Source organism: Nostoc sp. (assembly GCF_036916735.1).
Lineage (GTDB): Bacteria > Cyanobacteriota > Cyanobacteriia > Cyanobacteriales > Nostocaceae > Nostoc.
The window spans coordinates 32,387-48,299 of the sequence record NZ_JBALFV010000100.1; the positions used below are offsets into that span (position 1 = coordinate 32,387).

The 15,913-nt window shown below is 40.2% G+C and carries 15 protein-coding genes; 8 read left to right on the forward strand and 7 right to left on the reverse strand.

The window, feature by feature from the left end:
- Positions 1 to 27 precede the first annotated feature (27 nt).
- The gene (gene cobU, locus V7L20_RS23050) at positions 28 to 600 is read right to left on the reverse strand and encodes a bifunctional adenosylcobinamide kinase/adenosylcobinamide-phosphate guanylyltransferase (RefSeq protein ID WP_334746315.1); all 573 of its coding nucleotides are present in this window, start codon (positions 598 to 600) and stop codon (positions 28 to 30) included.
- 216 nt (positions 601 to 816) lie between these two features.
- Here cobU and V7L20_RS23055 point away from each other — a divergent pair, with 216 nt between their 5' ends.
- The 6 genes from V7L20_RS23055 (at position 817) to V7L20_RS23080 (ending at position 7,515) form a co-directional block, all read left to right on the forward strand.
- Positions 817 to 1,626, forward strand: a complete 810-nt coding sequence (locus tag V7L20_RS23055) for a hypothetical protein (protein ID WP_334746316.1) — start codon at positions 817 to 819, stop codon at positions 1,624 to 1,626.
- Between the two features lie 411 nt (positions 1,627 to 2,037).
- Entirely contained in the window at positions 2,038 to 2,970 is a 933-nt protein-coding gene (locus V7L20_RS23060; protein WP_334746317.1) for a glycosyltransferase, read from the forward strand.
- 82 nt (positions 2,971 to 3,052) lie between these two features.
- Entirely contained in the window at positions 3,053 to 4,009 is a 957-nt protein-coding gene (locus V7L20_RS23065; protein ID WP_334746318.1) for a glycosyltransferase family 2 protein, read from the forward strand.
- A gap of 64 nt (positions 4,010 to 4,073) precedes the next feature.
- Positions 4,074 to 4,655 carry a hormogonium polysaccharide biosynthesis acetyltransferase HpsU gene (gene hpsU, locus V7L20_RS23070; RefSeq protein WP_334746319.1) on the forward strand — a complete coding sequence of 194 codons (582 nt, stop codon included), beginning with the start codon at positions 4,074 to 4,076 and terminating at the stop codon, positions 4,653 to 4,655.
- Positions 4,656 to 5,508: 853 nt separating this feature from the next.
- Positions 5,509 to 6,672 (forward strand): substrate-binding domain-containing protein, encoded by a 1,164-nt coding sequence (locus tag V7L20_RS23075; RefSeq protein ID WP_334746320.1) that lies wholly within the window; start codon positions 5,509 to 5,511, stop codon positions 6,670 to 6,672.
- A gap of 366 nt (positions 6,673 to 7,038) precedes the next feature.
- Positions 7,039 to 7,515 (forward strand): hypothetical protein, encoded by a 477-nt coding sequence (locus V7L20_RS23080; protein WP_334746321.1) that lies wholly within the window; start codon positions 7,039 to 7,041, stop codon positions 7,513 to 7,515.
- Positions 7,516 to 7,558: 43 nt separating this feature from the next.
- On the opposite strand, the gene V7L20_RS23085 is transcribed toward V7L20_RS23080, so the two are convergent.
- The 3 genes from V7L20_RS23085 to V7L20_RS23095 form a co-directional block, all read right to left on the reverse strand.
- A complete protein-coding gene (locus tag V7L20_RS23085; RefSeq protein ID WP_334746322.1) occupies positions 7,559 to 7,957 on the reverse strand; it encodes a nuclear transport factor 2 family protein in 399 nt (132 codons plus the stop codon).
- A 38-nt stretch (positions 7,958 to 7,995) separates the two neighbouring features.
- Entirely contained in the window at positions 7,996 to 9,003 is a 1,008-nt protein-coding gene (locus V7L20_RS23090) for a zinc-binding dehydrogenase (protein ID WP_334746323.1), read from the reverse strand.
- An 89-nt stretch (positions 9,004 to 9,092) separates the two neighbouring features.
- Positions 9,093 to 9,884: an aspartyl/asparaginyl beta-hydroxylase domain-containing protein gene (locus V7L20_RS23095; protein WP_334746324.1), complete on the reverse strand. Its 792-nt coding sequence runs from the start codon at positions 9,882 to 9,884 to the stop codon at positions 9,093 to 9,095.
- A 117-nt stretch (positions 9,885 to 10,001) separates the two neighbouring features.
- Between V7L20_RS23095 and V7L20_RS23100 the strand changes: the two genes are divergently transcribed.
- Positions 10,002 to 11,501 carry an amidohydrolase family protein gene (locus V7L20_RS23100; protein WP_334746325.1) on the forward strand — a complete coding sequence of 500 codons (1,500 nt, stop codon included), beginning with the start codon at positions 10,002 to 10,004 and terminating at the stop codon, positions 11,499 to 11,501.
- An 8-nt stretch (positions 11,502 to 11,509) separates the two neighbouring features.
- On the opposite strand, the gene V7L20_RS23105 is transcribed toward V7L20_RS23100, so the two are convergent.
- The 3 genes from V7L20_RS23105 to V7L20_RS23115 form a co-directional block, all read right to left on the reverse strand.
- Complete coding sequence (locus V7L20_RS23105; RefSeq protein ID WP_334746326.1) at positions 11,510 to 12,424, reverse strand: DUF4437 domain-containing protein; 915 nt, start codon at positions 12,422 to 12,424, stop codon at positions 11,510 to 11,512.
- Positions 12,425 to 12,521: 97 nt separating this feature from the next.
- Complete coding sequence (locus V7L20_RS23110; RefSeq protein ID WP_334746327.1) at positions 12,522 to 12,821, reverse strand: protealysin inhibitor emfourin; 300 nt, start codon at positions 12,819 to 12,821, stop codon at positions 12,522 to 12,524.
- 130 nt (positions 12,822 to 12,951) lie between these two features.
- Positions 12,952 to 14,031 (reverse strand): M4 family metallopeptidase, encoded by a 1,080-nt coding sequence (locus V7L20_RS23115; RefSeq protein ID WP_334746328.1) that lies wholly within the window; start codon positions 14,029 to 14,031, stop codon positions 12,952 to 12,954.
- 603 nt (positions 14,032 to 14,634) lie between these two features.
- Here V7L20_RS23115 and V7L20_RS23120 point away from each other — a divergent pair.
- On the forward strand, positions 14,635 to 15,816 hold the full coding sequence (locus tag V7L20_RS23120; protein ID WP_334746329.1) for a sensor histidine kinase: 1,182 nt from the start codon (positions 14,635 to 14,637) through the stop codon (positions 15,814 to 15,816).
- Positions 15,817 to 15,913 lie beyond the last annotated feature (97 nt).

The window sequence follows — 15,913 nt, forward strand, 5'->3', positions numbered from 1 at the left end:
TTTAGATTTTCGATTAATTTAAATCAATTAAGAATCTTGACTTCTCACTTCTGGTTCTCCTCTATTTGGCAATGGGTAACCAAGGATGCTGAGATTGAGAACATGACCACCAGTAACTAAATAAACAGTATCGCTGAGTACACCTAGCTGGCGCACCAAAGAACCGAGGCGATCGCAAAACGTCCTCCCAAGAGGATAAGCTGGTATCACACCCCAACCCACCTCTTCTGCTACAAACAGCATATCAGCAGCAACCAGATCCACCGTCTCTAATAACTCTCTAACAATGTTTTCCCAGCTAGATTTGTCCTCTTCTAAAAGATTAGCAACCCAAGTTCCTAAAGAATCAACTAAAAGACAGGTATAAGGTTTGGCATCGGCGAGGGTAGCAGAGAGTTCCACAGGTACAGATAAAGTCACCCAGTCTTGGGGGCGACGTTGTTGGTGTTCTAAAATACGTTGATGCCATTCTTGGTCATTTGGGTTATCGGTGGCTGTTGCTACGTAAACAACTGCTTTTTTTGACTGGATGGCCAGAGTTTCCGCCCATTCACTTTTACCAGATCGTGCTGGCCCTGTTACTAAAATGATTTTACCCAAAGTTGTTTCCTGAGTATTTTAACAATATGCCTAATGTTGCAATTTCTCACCGCAGTTTTTTACTTTATCGGCAAAATTTTTAGTTTCAAATAACTTTTAAGAGATAAAATTAGCACCAGCATCATTGATGTCACAATTGGCAAAAGCCAAAAATCCCAACAACCCCATTCTTAATTATTTAACACCATTGGGAACAGTAAACTTTAGGATGTCTTTATGAACGCAGGCTTAAAACGCATAGAAGCAACTCTACATGATTTAGGGAATCGTGGCACTGCCTCTGCCACTGAAGCTGGTGATTCAACGACAAAACGGCCTTTTTCCTTTAGAATTAGTGTCGGAGCCAACGAACCCACAGAAAGTACACAAACTCCATCCTCTCAGGAAGAAAAAACAGTTGACTTAGGTGTAGATACTGAGAGTGATTATCCTTATGAACAAAATTTCTTTCCTCACCATGACTCTGTGCAGACCTTTCAAGCAGAAGAGAATGGTAGCAAAACACCCAGTCTACCCAAGTTGAAAACTCCGAGCTTTAGTAGCCATCGCCACGGAGCAAACCCAGGATTGGCGATGAATCTATTGCAAGAAATTCAGGAAACTGTCGCTGGTTGGCAAATAGAACTGCAAAATATTGTGAAGCAAATTCAGGATATTTACTTAGAAGGACCAATTGTCAATGGCTGGTTAGAATCCAATCCCAAGGAACCAGAAGCAGGAGGAACTGCAACACTGCGCCATGCAGAAGTTGACCGCCTGATGAACTACGTAGAAGAAATTTGTGCCACTGGTGGGAAAGTATCTTATCAATCATCTATTACTGGCTACCGCCTCTGTGGTATAGACGATACTGGTAAAGTCTGGTCGCGCCCATGTCCGGCAGATCAGATTCCCAATGTTAGCATGGCGATCGCGCGTTACCAAAAGTTACGTCAACTGTTAGGGCGCAAGCAATCTTTGGAAACCCGCCTGAGTCAATTAGCCCAAACACTTGTAGTTTTACACAGTCATATTCAACAAAGGTAAAGTTTTAAAGATTATTTCCGAAGAAACTCGGTTGGTGGGTCGGTAATTTTTAGTTTAGATTAACTCTCAGCAGGTGTGCCTTGGATTTAAGATTTTAATCTAAAATCGTTCGATGGTTCCTGAGCGAAGTCGTAAAGCCTGCGGCATAGCTACGCTTAGGGCGCAGCGTCTGGCAATACGGTTCGGATAAGATCCCCCCGCCTGTGGCGACCCCCTTAAAAAGGGGTAATTAGAAAAAAAGCCTGCCTTAAAAAGGGGGGTTGGGGGATCTTCGAGGAATAAACACGTTAACCGAACCGTATTGCAGCCTCTCGTAGAGAAGGACTGAGCGTAGCCGTACTTTTTCAAAGAAGCAAGCTACACGTAGCGTTCTGCAGGAAAGTCCCAAATCTAAAATCCAAAATAAAATCTATGCCAAACACCCAAATCTCTGCCATTATCTGTACCCACAATCGAGATACCTATTTAGGAGCTGCAATTGATAGTCTTTTAACGCAAGATTTTGCTGCTGACTTTGAAATTGTAGTAGTTGATAATGGGTCTAGCGATCGCACTCGTGAGGTTGTAGAACAAAGAACCCATAATCCGCGCCTGAAGTATGTATTTGAACCCACCATTGGTTTATCTGTTGCCCGGAACACAGGTGCAAAAGTAGCTAGTGGTGATATTCTTGCTTATCTGGATGACGATGCTGTTGCGAGTAAGGGCTGGCTACAAGTTTTATATTTTGCCTATTACAATAATTCTAAACTAGCGATCGCAGGTGGCAAAGTCACTCTCATCTGGCCTCTAGGAATTCAGCAACCACGGTGGCTATCTCCAGGATTAGCTGCAAATCTCGGTGCATACGATTTGGGTGACAATATCATCTACATTGAGCAACCTGGTTTAACACCCAGAGGTTTAAATTACTCCATCCGCCGCAGTTTTCTAGAAGAAATTGGCGGTTTTGATCCTCATCTCGGTCGAGTAGGAAAAAATCTACTATCAAATGAAGAACTGCAAATGACCGAATTTGCCCTACAACGTAATTGGCAAGTCGCTTATCTTCCCGAAGCGCTGGTTGCTCATAATGTTGCTCCAGAACGCCTCCAACGCTCCTGGTTTTTAAACCGTGGCTGGTGGCAAGGTATTAGTGAATGTTATCGAGAAGAACTCGCTGGAAAAGCTGGAATTACTCAATTACAGAGAGGTACCGAACGGTTTGTGCGTGGCTTGTATAAGGCATTGCAATATTTTTATGATCCAGCAGAACGGTTTGATAAACTTGTATATGCTTATGGTCAGATTGGTTATTTAAATGCAGCTATTCAAGGTCTTTTATCCAGATCAAATAATAAATAAAGAAAAGTTCAGAAGACTTTTCTCTTCAAAATACAATCCGCAATCATATTCAAGCCCATTTTAACTCCTAACTCTTAAATATATGTCATCTAAAATACCAGTTTCTGTATTAATTCCGGCAAAAAACGAACAAGCAAATTTGCCAGCTTGCCTTGCTAGCCTTAGCAGAGCAGATGAAATATTTGTAGTAGATTCTCAAAGTACTGATAAAAGCATTGAAATTGCTAACAGTCACGGTGTAAATGTCGTACAATTTAACTTCAATGGACGCTGGCCCAAAAAGAAAAATTGGTCTTTAGATAATCTACCTTTTCGTAACGAATGGGTGCTAATTGTAGATTGCGATGAACGCATTCCTTCAGAACTTTGGGAAGAAATTGCTCAAGCAATTCAAAATAACCAATATGCTGGTTATTATCTCAATCGTCGCGTATTTTTCTTAGGAAAATGGATTCGTTATGGCGGGAAATATCCCGATTGGAATCTACGTTTATTTCAACATAAAAAAGGTCGCTACGAAAACCTACATACAGAAGATATTCCTAATACTGGCGATAACGAAGTTCACGAACATGTGATTTTGCAGGGCAAAGTTGGGTATCTCAAAAATGATATGCTCCACGAGGACTTCCGCGATCTTTATCACTGGTTAGAACGACACAACCGCTATTCCAACTGGGAAGCCAGCGTTTATTTTAATATTCTTACAGGTAAAGATGATAGCGGCACTATCGGTGCGAATTTATTTGGTGATGCAGTGCAACGCAAGCGCTTTTTGAAAAAAGTATGGGTACACCTGCCATTTAAACCTATTTTACGGTTTGTTTTATTTTATTTTATTCAACGCGGTTTTTTGGATGGCAAAGCCGGATATATTTATGCACGCTTGCTGAGTCAATATGAATATCAAATTGGCGTTAAACTCTACGAATTACGCAATTGTGGTGGTCACTTAAATACTGCAACTACCCCGAAAGAAGAAGCAGGAAAGCAGGGGAGCACAGGAGCGGAAGGAAAGCTATTGACTATTGACTCCTAACTGCTGTACAGACGCGATTAATCGTGTTTATACTCCTTACTCCTAACTCCTAACTCCTAAATAAATGAGTAATGACCAACCTTTTGTAGATTTACGCAAATACGACCAATCCTGGTTTGATCGAGGCCGTCCAGCTTGGTATATTTTGTTATGGTGGCTTGTACAAGCGATCGCCTTTCCCCTGACTCCTCAACCGTTAAATATTTTCCGTTGTGCTTTGCTACGACTATTTGGCGCTCGTATCGGTAAAGGCGTATTAATTCGACCCACCGCCCGCTTCACTTATCCTTGGAAAGTTACCATTGGCAATCACAGTTGGATTGGAGATAACGTAGTTTTATATAGCCTCGATCAGATTAGCATCGGTGAACACTGCGTAATTTCCCAAAAAAGTTACTTATGTACTGGTAGTCATGATATCCAAGACCCTGCCTTTGGGTTGAAAACAGCGAGTATCAATATTGACAATGGTGCATGGGTAGCAGCAGATTGTTTCGTTGGGCCGGGAGTGCAAATCGGCGCTAATGCTGTGATTGGCGCTCGTAGTAGTGTTTTTACTAATATGCCTTCTGGCCAGGTTTGTTGGGGAAGCCCCTGTCATCCCAAGACGGTTCGGATAAAACTTGATCCCCCCATAAACTCTTGATTTGAGTGCGTTGCGGGGGTAAATGAGCAATCGTACAGAAAGTTCCGCGCTTGGCTGGAAATTTTACTAAATATATTTTTTATTAATGAATACTGGTTTAAGTAAGTATCGTTTCTACCATATTCATAGCTTATCTGGCAGTATGATTTTTTTGAGGAGCCTACAACAATAAGTGGCTTTTTGGCGTTGCTGAATTAAAGTATGAATCAGGATGTAGAGACGTAGCAGTGCTACGTCTCTACAAGGATTTTGGTATTGTGCAAAATCATTATCATTTTCATACATGGAATCAGCAACGCCGACTTTTTATCCTTTGAGGAAAAAACTGTCCTAAGTATTAATCAATAATTAATTTGTTAAGACAAAAGAAATGCTTATTTATAAATTGAAATAACTCTAGAAAAATTTAATTAATTCATAACCAAAATTTAATAGTAATCTAACTCACACTTGTTTAATTTTATGATGAACTGTAGAGCGTAGGTAGAATTGCAGTTTTAAATTTCTTACCCAGAATACTGTAGTTCCCTGTTATAACAAGTGATGCTAATATTGGCATTTGTAGGGCAGTTTATATATTGAGAATGTTTTGAGAGTTTTAGAAGTTTTAATAAGCAGAGAATTACCATGACTCTTTACGGCTCTTAACACCTTCTTACATATTTAAATTTTTGCCTTGAATTTGCTTTAACTCTACATTGTTCAGCGTTCTATGCAAACTTTTGATTGGATCAATAACCTTTATTCATGCCAGTTTTTTCAGCTTAACGAAGGTTATTTATAATCATCAGCTTGAGACTTAATTTGGATTGGATATGGTGTTGAACCAGAAATTAATTTTAAGGAGCAAGAAATGAGTTTATCTCCCGTTCGCCTGAATAATTTGACAAATTCAATTTCTGTACTTGCCATCACAATTGGTTTAGTAGTAGGCCAATCCGCTACTCAGAAATCTTTAGCTCAGACCATAGGTAATGGTGTAGGTGCAAGCACTGTAAATGCTTTGTTTACAGGTCTAAAAACAGTCGCTCCGAGCATCACGCTCACATATTCTCCAGTTGGTAGTGGCGCAGGGTTAACAGCTTTTTTCACTCAAACCCCACCAGCTGGTACTCCTGGCCCAATCACTTTTGCAGCTAGTGACGACCCCGTAGCAGGAACAGAAACAGTTACTGGCGGTCGTGGTTACGTCCAAGTGCCTGTAGTAGGTGTCGGAATCACATTAGCTTATAACGCTAATGGTCTTACTGTACCAACAGGTGGAATTAAGCTTTCACGAGCTAGTTACTGTGGTATTTTGAACGGTAGCATCAAAAATTGGGACGATAAGAGCATTAGTGCAGATAACGGCGGCCAAATAGCAGGCAATGTACCCATTAAAGTTGTACGTCGTAGTGACTCAAGTGGTAGCACTTTTGTTTTAAGCAGTCATCTTAATACTGCATGTAAGCCTGCTGCGACTCCAGGTCTTCCAGCAGCTTATGTATGGAATAGAGGAGTGGGTACAACTGTTAATTGGCCAACCACTTTCATTGGCGCTACTGGTGGTAGTGGTGTAGCCACTGCGATCGCAAGTACTAAGGGTGCAATTGGTTATGTGGATAGTGCTACCCGTTTAGCTAGAAATCTACCAGCCGCACTCTTACGTAACAAGACAGGTAATTACACTGCTCCCTCAACAGACGCAATTACAGATGCTCTTCTAGGTGGAACTGTCGTCAAATATGGTACTAATCCCACTAACAGGCTGATTAGAATCGATAATTTGAACGATCCAACCCGTCCAAATGCTTATCCTATTTCTACAGCAACTTATTTCCTGTTTTATGACATATATTCAGATGCTACCATAACAAATAGTATCAAAAGCTTGCTCACCTTGGCTTCGGGATCAATTGGGGATACTTTCGTTGCGTCTCTCGGATATGCTCCTCTTCCCGCTTCCATTAAAACTGTGTCTATAGGTGTTGTGAATACTTGCGTAAATAGTGTTTTAGGTCCTTCTCCTTGCAATTAGGTTATAAATTGACCTAGCAGCCTGTCAAAGCATAGCTGTTAATTCTGTTTGCAGACTTTAACAGCTATCTGGCATTGCTAAATTTAATTAAGACTTACCCACTCAAGCCTGAAAACCTGATCCCTCCTAATAAAAAGGGTAGAATTCTAAAGTCCCATTTTGGCGATCGTAGTACTGTTTTTACTAACATGCCTTCTGGCCAGGTTTGTTGGGGAAGTCCCTATCGTCTAAAGATGACTGCGATAAAACTTGCTCCCCCGAAAAAGCCGTAATTTTATAGATAAATATAAAATCAAAGTTTCCTCAAGCAAGACGGTAAGCAGCAATGATAGTATATTTTCATGGCTGCTCTAATCCTTGCTATTGATGAACAAACTATTGGATGAAACGCTGTCAATCAAAATTGCTGAACAGATAAACAGCAGAGCTAGTACTCCGTTTGATAATGCTTACAAAGCAGCATTATCTACTGAGGGAGCAAGATATATTCAGGGATTTTTAACTTTTGCAGGGAAACCATACAGACCGATTGAACACGGTTGGATTGAGATAGGCGACGCCTCTAATGTCCGCATTGTCGATCCCACATTACCGCATCTAAACAAGAATCCTCAAGACCTCTGGTATTTTGCAGCACAAACGCTGACCCTTAAAAAACTGAAAGCTATCATTGAAGAATCCAAAGAAGATTATCCAGAGGATGATCCATTGCCAATCTATGGTGATCCACCTTATGAATATTACGGTGATGTCATGTTAGGTGGTCAAGACTATTTAGCAGCATATCAAGCCGCAGAGGCTAAATGCAAAGAAATCAACAAACTCAACCCTGAGAGAAATTAAATAATTCGTAATTCGTAATTTGTAATTACGAGTTAGGAATTATTTAATATGATTTTCCATCACTGCCAAAGTATTCCCTATAGCCACAAATTTTGTCTCCACGCACATCAAAAGAAACTGCTACTCGATTTTTGTAAAGCTGTCCGAACAAAAGCCCTTCATCCCGAAACTCAAAAACAACTGTCGTTTCATTGCTAGTAACACGGTCTAGACCAGTCAGGTTCAAACCAGGACTAAAGGATTCAAAAACATACTCGAAAAATTCTCTAGCTCGCTCTTTTCCGACATTCAAACCGTGGAATTTTCCCATTGGAAACCAAAGGGTAAAATCTTCTGTGAGCATATCTAACAAAGGTTCCCACTCTCCTGTTGCCATACCATGCGTCAGATTCTCAAATGCCTGCCGAGCAACTTTTAAAGTATTTTCTGAATCTTGTGTCATTCTCACCCCCGACTGGATATAAGCTAATACCGTATTATTTAAAACTTCACAATTACTTTGCCACAATTCTGACCACTGAGGAGATATTCTACAGCATCAGGTATTGATCCTATGCCTTGAAACTGTGTTGGGTCAACGGCGACTTTGAGTTTGTTTGTGTAGAACAGGTTTAAAAGGCGATCGCGTGCCTCTGCCATATATTCTTTATAATGAGGCATGAGAAAGCCTCTCACAGAAACTGCTTTCCAAAATAGCTGCTGATAAATGCGTGGTTGGGTAATTTCTTCTACATTATTTGCGTATTCGGAGATAAAACCAACCACTACTAAACGTCCCCGCACTGCCAAGTTTTCAACGCAGGTATCAAATACAGCTTTGCCTACACACTCAAAAATTAGATTAATCCCATTGGGGTATTCTTGCTTGAGGACTTGATTGAGGTTTTCTGTGCGATAGTTGATAATGCGATCGCACCCTAATTCTCTCAGTAACTTTGCTTTAGCCTCAGAACTACAAGTACCAATAACATGATTACCACCTAGCTTTGCCAATTGTACCGCAATATGACCAGTTCCCCCTGCTGCTGCTGTCACTAAAACCACTTCATTACTCTTCATCTCTCCCACTTGTTCCAATGCAACCAAAGCTGATACACCTGTAGGCATTAGTGTTAGCAACTCTGGCGTTGCTTCTTGCACTTTCAGAGCTAAGTTTGCATGAATAACCTGATATTCTCGATAACCGCCACCACGCGCTGTAGTTACTACAACATCACCTATTTGAAAATCTTTGACATTTTCACCCATAGCCACAACTTTTCCCACAGCCTCCACACCTAAATCAAAGGGAGGGATTAAGTTAACATAAGGAACATCACCACGACAAAGTAAAGTATCAAAGCCACCGTTAACGCCAGCAAACTTGTTTTGAATTAAAAGTTCATCACCAGCAGGTTTAGAAATAGGAATTTCGACAATTTCAACGGCAGATTTAAAATCTTGATCAAGTTGCTTTGCTATTAACTTTTTGTAAGTTTTTGCGTTCATTTACCAATTTGATTTAATCAATATCAATGTTGGGTGCGTTATGCTTCAACTAACGCACCATCAACAATCGAAGCTACATTACACTAAGCTTATAAAGCTTTATCCCACTCTAATTGATAAGCTAAACCATATTTAATAAAATCTTCTTCTTTAGCTTTATCACTTTTTCCAAAAACACCTAAACTATAAGGATTATCTTGCATACGTTGTGTAACTTGTTCTTTTTCAAATTGGATAACTTCCGCTCTAGGTTTATCCGGTTTAAAAAAGTCTATGACCAATACAGTTCTATCATAATTGGTGTAATTATGCGGGCAGTGTGGATAGCTGTGATCTAAAACCAGGAATTTTCCTTCATGCCAATAAAGCTGCTCATAGCATATTTTCATAGCTACATCTCCCTCTGGCACGATTAATCCTAGATAGCCACGATTCATATGAGGGTTATAGTTCACATGCAACTTGATATCTAAGCCTGGATGAAATGTACCAAAATACACATTTCTGATGATTTCATTATCGATAAAGTTGACTTTTTCTATTACTTTAGCCAAATTTGGGAAATATTTATCTCTTAATACAAGTGCTTTTTGTGATGCATCATCTGACCCATAATCAGGATATTCTATTTGATGTACCTGAATATATTTTTCAATAAACATACCTTGAAATAAAATTCCAAAAGCACTGTATTTTGAATCACCCTTGGTTTTAATCGTTTGACTTTTAGGCCCAAGAATCTCATAAGTTAACTTTAACTCCTCATCAGATGCATCCTGAATAAAGCGTGTAAACTCATCTCTAATCACTTCCCAGTTATCTTCAAAACTTTTGAGAAAAGGAAATTGCTTTGGGTCTATATGATACTCATTAAAATCCATTGTCTTTTCTCCTGAAGATAATTGAATAAAAAACCATTACATGGTGATAGGATTTGGTTTGCGTCCCGGTATGATGTTGGAATTCCTGACTAAACTCATTTTAGTGTGAGGTCTACTGTGTCTGAAACTCCCGTATTAGATCAAATTATCAAAAATGTGCGGGTAGTTCGTCCCCATGAGGATGCAATCGAACTACTTGATTTAGGCATTAAGGATGGAAAATTTGCTCAGATTGCCCCTAATATTAGCCCAGACACAGGCAAAGAGGTATTTGATGCCCAAAACTTGTTAGGCTTTCCTGGGGTCGTGGATGCCCATATGCACATCGGTATCTATCAACGCCTTAATAAAGATGCTGTGACTGAAACCAAAGCAGCTGCGATGGGAGGTGTAACTACTAGCTTAAATTATATCCGTACAGGGCAGTATTATCTTAACAAAGGCGGTTCCTACCGCGATTTTTTTCCAGAGGTGTTGGCGTTATCCGCAGGTAATTTTTTTGTAGATTACAGCTATCACATCGCACCTATAGCTAGCCAGCATATCGACGAAATACCTTTATTGTTTGAAGAACACGGTGTCTCTTCGTTTAAAATTTTCATGTTTTATGGCGGATATGGGTTGCATGGTTTGTCAGACCAGCAAAACCTCTTTTTAATGATTAATAAAGAGGAACGGTATGATTTCGCCCATTTTGAATTTATTATGCGCGGTCTCACTCGCTTAATGGAAAAACATCCAGAAGCGCGAGATACTATCAGCTTAAGTTTACACTGCGAAGTTGCAGAAATTCTCAACGCCTACACTAAAATAGTTGAATACGATTCTAGCTTTAATGGATTACACGCTTACAGTGCAGCGCGTCCTCCTCATTCTGAAGGTTTAGCAATTTGCATTGCTTCTTATTTGGCGCATGAGACTAACTGTGCAAATATCAATTTGTTGCACCTGAGTTCGCGTAAAGCAATGGAAGCAGCTTTGACTATGCAAACTGCTTTTCCTCATATCAATTTTCGACGAGAAGTCACTGTTGGACATTTGTTATTAGATGTCGATACTCCTAATACAATTTGGGCAAAAGTCAACCCTCCTATTCGTCCCCGTGCTGATGTGGAATACTTATGGCAAGCAGTATTGAACCATCAGGTAGATTGGATAGTTAGCGACCACGCTTGCTGTTCTGCTGAACAAAAAAGAAGTCCTAAAGACCCAAATAATATTTGGTTAGCAAAGTCTGGTTTTGGCGGTACGGAATATTTACTTTCTGGTGTATTTAGTGAAGGTAGCAAGCGGGGGATGTCCTACAATCAAATGGCTAAATTGCTATCTTGGAACCCATCGCAACGCTTTGGTTTGTTAGAAAAAGGCGATATTGCCATTGGCTATGATGCTGACTTGGTACTGGTAGACCCCAATGAAAGCTTTGTGGTAAGTGCTGCTGAGTCGGAGTCACAACAAGGTTATACACCATTTGAAGGAATGGAGTTAACTGGAAGGGTAAAAAGTACCTTTTTGCGTGGAAATTTGATTTTTAATAACGGACAGGTTTTGGGTTCACCCACTGGACGTTATTTAAAAAGACCTTCTAGTAATTGCGACAGAAACTTTGCTGCTTAACAAATCTATTAGTCTTGAGGTGTATATGACAAGACTGTTCCAACTTGTGATAAATCCCTATCAACTCTCACAAAAAACAAACCGCCATCCTCCGTTGTATGTGTAGGAAGAGTGCTAAAGCTAGGACAATAGCCAAAGTGGTCTTTTGCAAAACTGTAATTTCCTATATCACAGTATCCAACTAAGCCGTATGCTTCTTCATTATAAGATTGAATCATTTGATACTTGCCATCGTAATGTGGCAAGATAGCAAGCAACCATACTCCACCCCCGTTACTATCTTTTCTTAAGTACTTTTTTTTAGATATCTCAAATTGAACTGTATCTGTCTTACTCCAGGGTAGCAATTTGCTATCCAATGCAGGGATGAAGTCACGCAATCTAGCATCTGGATGATCGTTTATTGCGTTTTTATATTTCAATGGAATAGCGCCATTCTCCATCCAAAGTATTTCAACTTCTTCATTGCCTAGCGCTTTCCAAGGACCTACTTTCACTCCTGCGGGGATAAAAGAGTAGCCATGCTTGTTTAATTGCCACTCACCTAATTGAATTGCACCCCTGAGTACAAAAATCTCTAAATCGGCACTAAAAAAGCCAGAAGGCGCTTCAAACTGAGGCGGTAAAACTACTTTTGAAGTGGATGCACCACAGTCATGCCACGTTAGCGATCGCTTACTACCAAATGCTACATTATCTGGCATTCCACTCACTCGCCAACCGTGTTCTTCTGGTAGGGTATTTGTATCAAAGAATTGGTATTGGCGAGGTAGATACTCTTTGGAAATCGCTGTGCGCCTTCCTGATAAATTCATGCGCCCTCTGCCGTCTCCACCCCAATCCTCTTTTACAGATGCTACATGCAAAAAGTCATCAGTTTGGTTTTCTTCTGCGGAATTAAAAGTTATATTTTCTTCGCCCACGACTTCAGATTCTCCTAGTTATATGCATCTCTTTAGGCATTCAATTTTATATTGTGCTGACTGGATTTTCCTCTAAAAATTCAATTGTTAAAGCAAATTATCTTTTTTGTGCTATGTTCTGTAGCCATTCAATTAGGGGTCTTAAGGTTCCTGGCAATACTGACTCACTGACAGTCACCGTATGCTGCTTACCGTTATCTTCTACTGTTAACTTATATTGAAAGCGATCGCTCTGGGGATTTGGCGAAGTAATTTGTTCAGGTAGCCTAAATAAATCAGCAGCTTCCACTAATCGGGGAAGTGTATTGGCTTCGTTTGGCGGGAGAGTGTCTGTATCAACGGTTGTTTTCTTGGTAATCCCAGCAAAGCCGCCTGTGCGTTCAAACGATATCCGCATTTTTTTGCTCTTTGTTGCGCTACTTGGTTGGGAGAAATACAAAGACTGGAAGATAATAGTTTTCACCTCCCAGTTTAGCAATAACAATTAGTACATCTAAAAGTTAGAAGTTAAGAAAAAACTCCTAACTCTAAACAACTCCTACCTTTTGCCAAGCGTTCTGTACAGCTTTTTGCTCATTACTATCATTACCGTAGAGTTCACCAGCAACTTGAATGGTGACGTTGGCAGCTTTTTTAAAATCTGCTTTGGCATTCAAGCGATCGCGTAAAGCAATATACCAGATTTTGCCAACTGTTTCCCAAGCATAACCACCAATCTCAATAGCCGCTAGATAAAAGGCATGGTTAGGGATTCCTGAGTTGATATGCACCCCGCCACTATCATCAGTACCAGTATATTTATCCTTTACATGGGCTGGTTGCGGATCTTTACCCAATACTGGGTCATTGTATGCTGTTCCCGGTGCTTTTAGCGATCGCAGGGCAACACCTTTGATAGTCGATAGCAAAAGACCTTCGCCAATGAGCCAATCTGCCTCTTGTGCAGTCTGATTTTTGGTCTTTTGTTTGACTAAGGAACCGAAGACATCAGAAAATGATTCATTCAGTGCCCCAGGTTCGCCATAATACTGTAAACCCGCTTCATATTGGGTTATACCATGAACTAGTTCATGCCCAATAACATCAATTGATTTCGTGAAGCATTGAAACATTTCTCCGTCGCCATCACCATAAACCATTTGATCGCCGTTCCAAAAGGCGTTGTCATATTGAGCGCCATAATGCACGGTGGAGTCTAAACGTAGTCCTTTGTCATCGATGGAATTGCGATCAAACATCTCATGAAACAAGTCATAAGTAGCACCTGCTGCATCGTAGGCTTCATTCACTGCTGGATCACTGCTGGGAGGGTCTCCTTCACTACGCACCAGCGTACCAGGGAGTTGCTGTCCATTTTTGGCATCATAGATGGTGCGGCGCTTTTCACCAGGGGAAGGGGCAAAGGAAATATTACCTACAATGTTTCTCCGTCCCAGAAATTGTGCCGAAATATTTAATGTATGAAAAGCCCAAGTACGCTGCTGGGGATTGCCATTCACCACGACATTTTTTAGTATATGGGGCGGGATAATACAACAAATAGGGCATCTATAATGTTGCGATCGCTCATACTTGAACCCGGCTGATTTCTTTTTATTTCGAGCCATCCAAGATATTCTCCTTTTGAAACTAAGTGATGGCAAATAAAGGAACAGAAAAACGAATCCAAATCGTGTATTCCTGGTTTATTTTCTGAAAATTTTTCTCCTTTGTACTTTCCGATTGGTTTGTGGAGGATGGATAGTATTCTCATGGAGTACTTTTGATGTATAAATTTTGCCTAAAAACACAAGGTTTGTGGGCTATCCTAATGAAAAATTTGTTTAAGATAAACCAATTCACAGGGGCATTGTCACCACGGCTTAGTGGGAAATCTTCCTTGATTATAAAGTAAACCTTAAATTTAAAGTACAATTATTATACTTGATCAAGATGGGACAGGAAAATCGCAAATTCAACCACCTAAACGAGCAAACTAGCAGCCTAAACCAGATGTAACGTAAATATGTAAAACCAAATTCTTAGTAGCGAATGAAAAACTAATTTTAAAGTTGTCAAAAAATTAATAAATCACTTTGAAGGTAATCTCAACTAATCAACAGTCTTTTCACTAATATTTATCTTTTGCCAGTTGCCAACTTTACCTTAAATGTCTTAAGCTAGCTCTAGCCTAAAGGGCTTCGTGCTTACTGTCTTTGGTTGAGCAAAAGATGGATTTTAGTCAGACTCTAATTGCAAAAAGCGATGCCATTGTTGATCAATGGGTAAAAGCGGTTTACCAAGATCAACAAATTGAAGCTACTAATGAACTTACTTTCAACGCTGTACGGAATAGCTTACCCCGCATTTTAAAAGCATTAGCAACAGTACTTTCTGAATCTGAAACGAGCGATTTGCAAACAGTAGTAGATGCAAGTTTAGAACACGGTACACTTCGCGCCCAACAGGGATTTGAACCAGAGGAAATTGCGCGAGAGTATCGTTTACTCCGGTTTGTAATTTTTTCCTTTTTAGAAGAAGATTTATTACAGGGATCTGCACAAGAGGTGCTAAGGACTGTTCGCCTGATTGATACAGTAATTGATGAAGCGATCGCGCGTTGCTTTAACAGTTATACTCAAGGACGATTACAAGAGCTTAAACAACTCCAAAGTCAGTTACGGTTGACTAACCAAGAACTAACTCGTCTGGTTAGTGCTAATAAAGATAACCTCTCTCATTTGGCTCATGAACTGAAAACACCCCTGACTTCAATCATCGGTTACGCAGACTTATTTCTGCGCCAGCAGCGTCAACAACAACCGGAAATCAAGGACACGTATTCAAATATTGAAAGTATTGAGCGAGTTCTCAAGAATGGTAGGCTTCTTCTGCGGTTAATCAACGATACTCTCGAAATTTCGCGCTATAATGCCGGACAGATGAAATTGCAGCCTACTTTAACTGATGTGCGTAGTTTAATCAACTTTGTTTTAGAGATGATTGAGCCATTAGCGCGTACTAAAGAATTATCCTTGGTTGTTGAATGCGAACGCGCTCCAAGTCAAGTTACCACAGATTCTCTTCGGCTTCAGCAAATTCTGACAAATCTGCTGAGTAATGCAATTCGCTACACAGAATCTGGTTCAATTCATTTGCAGTGCTGGACGATATCTCAACAGCAGTGGGCTATCTGCGTTACTGATAGTGGTATTGGTATTTCTTTAGATGCTCAAGCACAAATCTTCAAACCTTATTTTCGGGAAATAACTGCTCCCCAAGTGCAAAGTTCTGATGGTACAGGATTAGGTTTAGCAATAGTCTCTCGATTGGTTCAGTTAATGGATGGTGAAATTAAAGTAGATTCACAGCTAGGAAAAGGATCTACATTTACAGTAACTTTGCCATTATAAACCATCGCCTATGGTCAAGGCTGATTATTTTAAGGAAATTTGAAATATGAAATCGCAACTTAAAATTGGTGCGTTAACGCAGTCTAACGCACCCTAC

Bases quoted from the DNA above. Each gene is read 5' to 3' on its own strand.
- V7L20_RS23055 (WP_334746316.1), top strand. From the start codon at position 817: ATGAACGCAGGCTTAAAACGCATAGAAGCAACTCTACATGATTTAGGG.
- V7L20_RS23060 (WP_334746317.1), top strand. From the start codon at position 2,038: ATGCCAAACACCCAAATCTCTGCCATTATCTGTACCCACAATCGAGAT.
- V7L20_RS23065 (WP_334746318.1), top strand. From the start codon at position 3,053: ATGTCATCTAAAATACCAGTTTCTGTATTAATTCCGGCAAAAAACGAA.
- hpsU (WP_334746319.1), top strand. From the start codon at position 4,074: ATGAGTAATGACCAACCTTTTGTAGATTTACGCAAATACGACCAATCC.
- V7L20_RS23075 (WP_334746320.1), top strand. From the start codon at position 5,509: ATGAGTTTATCTCCCGTTCGCCTGAATAATTTGACAAATTCAATTTCT.
- V7L20_RS23080 (WP_334746321.1), top strand. From the start codon at position 7,039: ATGAACAAACTATTGGATGAAACGCTGTCAATCAAAATTGCTGAACAG.
- V7L20_RS23085 (WP_334746322.1), bottom strand. From the start codon at position 7,957: ATGACACAAGATTCAGAAAATACTTTAAAAGTTGCTCGGCAGGCATTT.
- V7L20_RS23090 (WP_334746323.1), bottom strand. From the start codon at position 9,003: ATGAACGCAAAAACTTACAAAAAGTTAATAGCAAAGCAACTTGATCAA.
- V7L20_RS23095 (WP_334746324.1), bottom strand. From the start codon at position 9,884: ATGGATTTTAATGAGTATCATATAGACCCAAAGCAATTTCCTTTTCTC.
- V7L20_RS23110 (WP_334746327.1), bottom strand. From the start codon at position 12,821: ATGCGGATATCGTTTGAACGCACAGGCGGCTTTGCTGGGATTACCAAG.
- V7L20_RS23115 (WP_334746328.1), bottom strand. From the start codon at position 14,031: ATGGCTCGAAATAAAAAGAAATCAGCCGGGTTCAAGTATGAGCGATCG.
- V7L20_RS23120 (WP_334746329.1), top strand. From the start codon at position 14,635: ATGGATTTTAGTCAGACTCTAATTGCAAAAAGCGATGCCATTGTTGAT.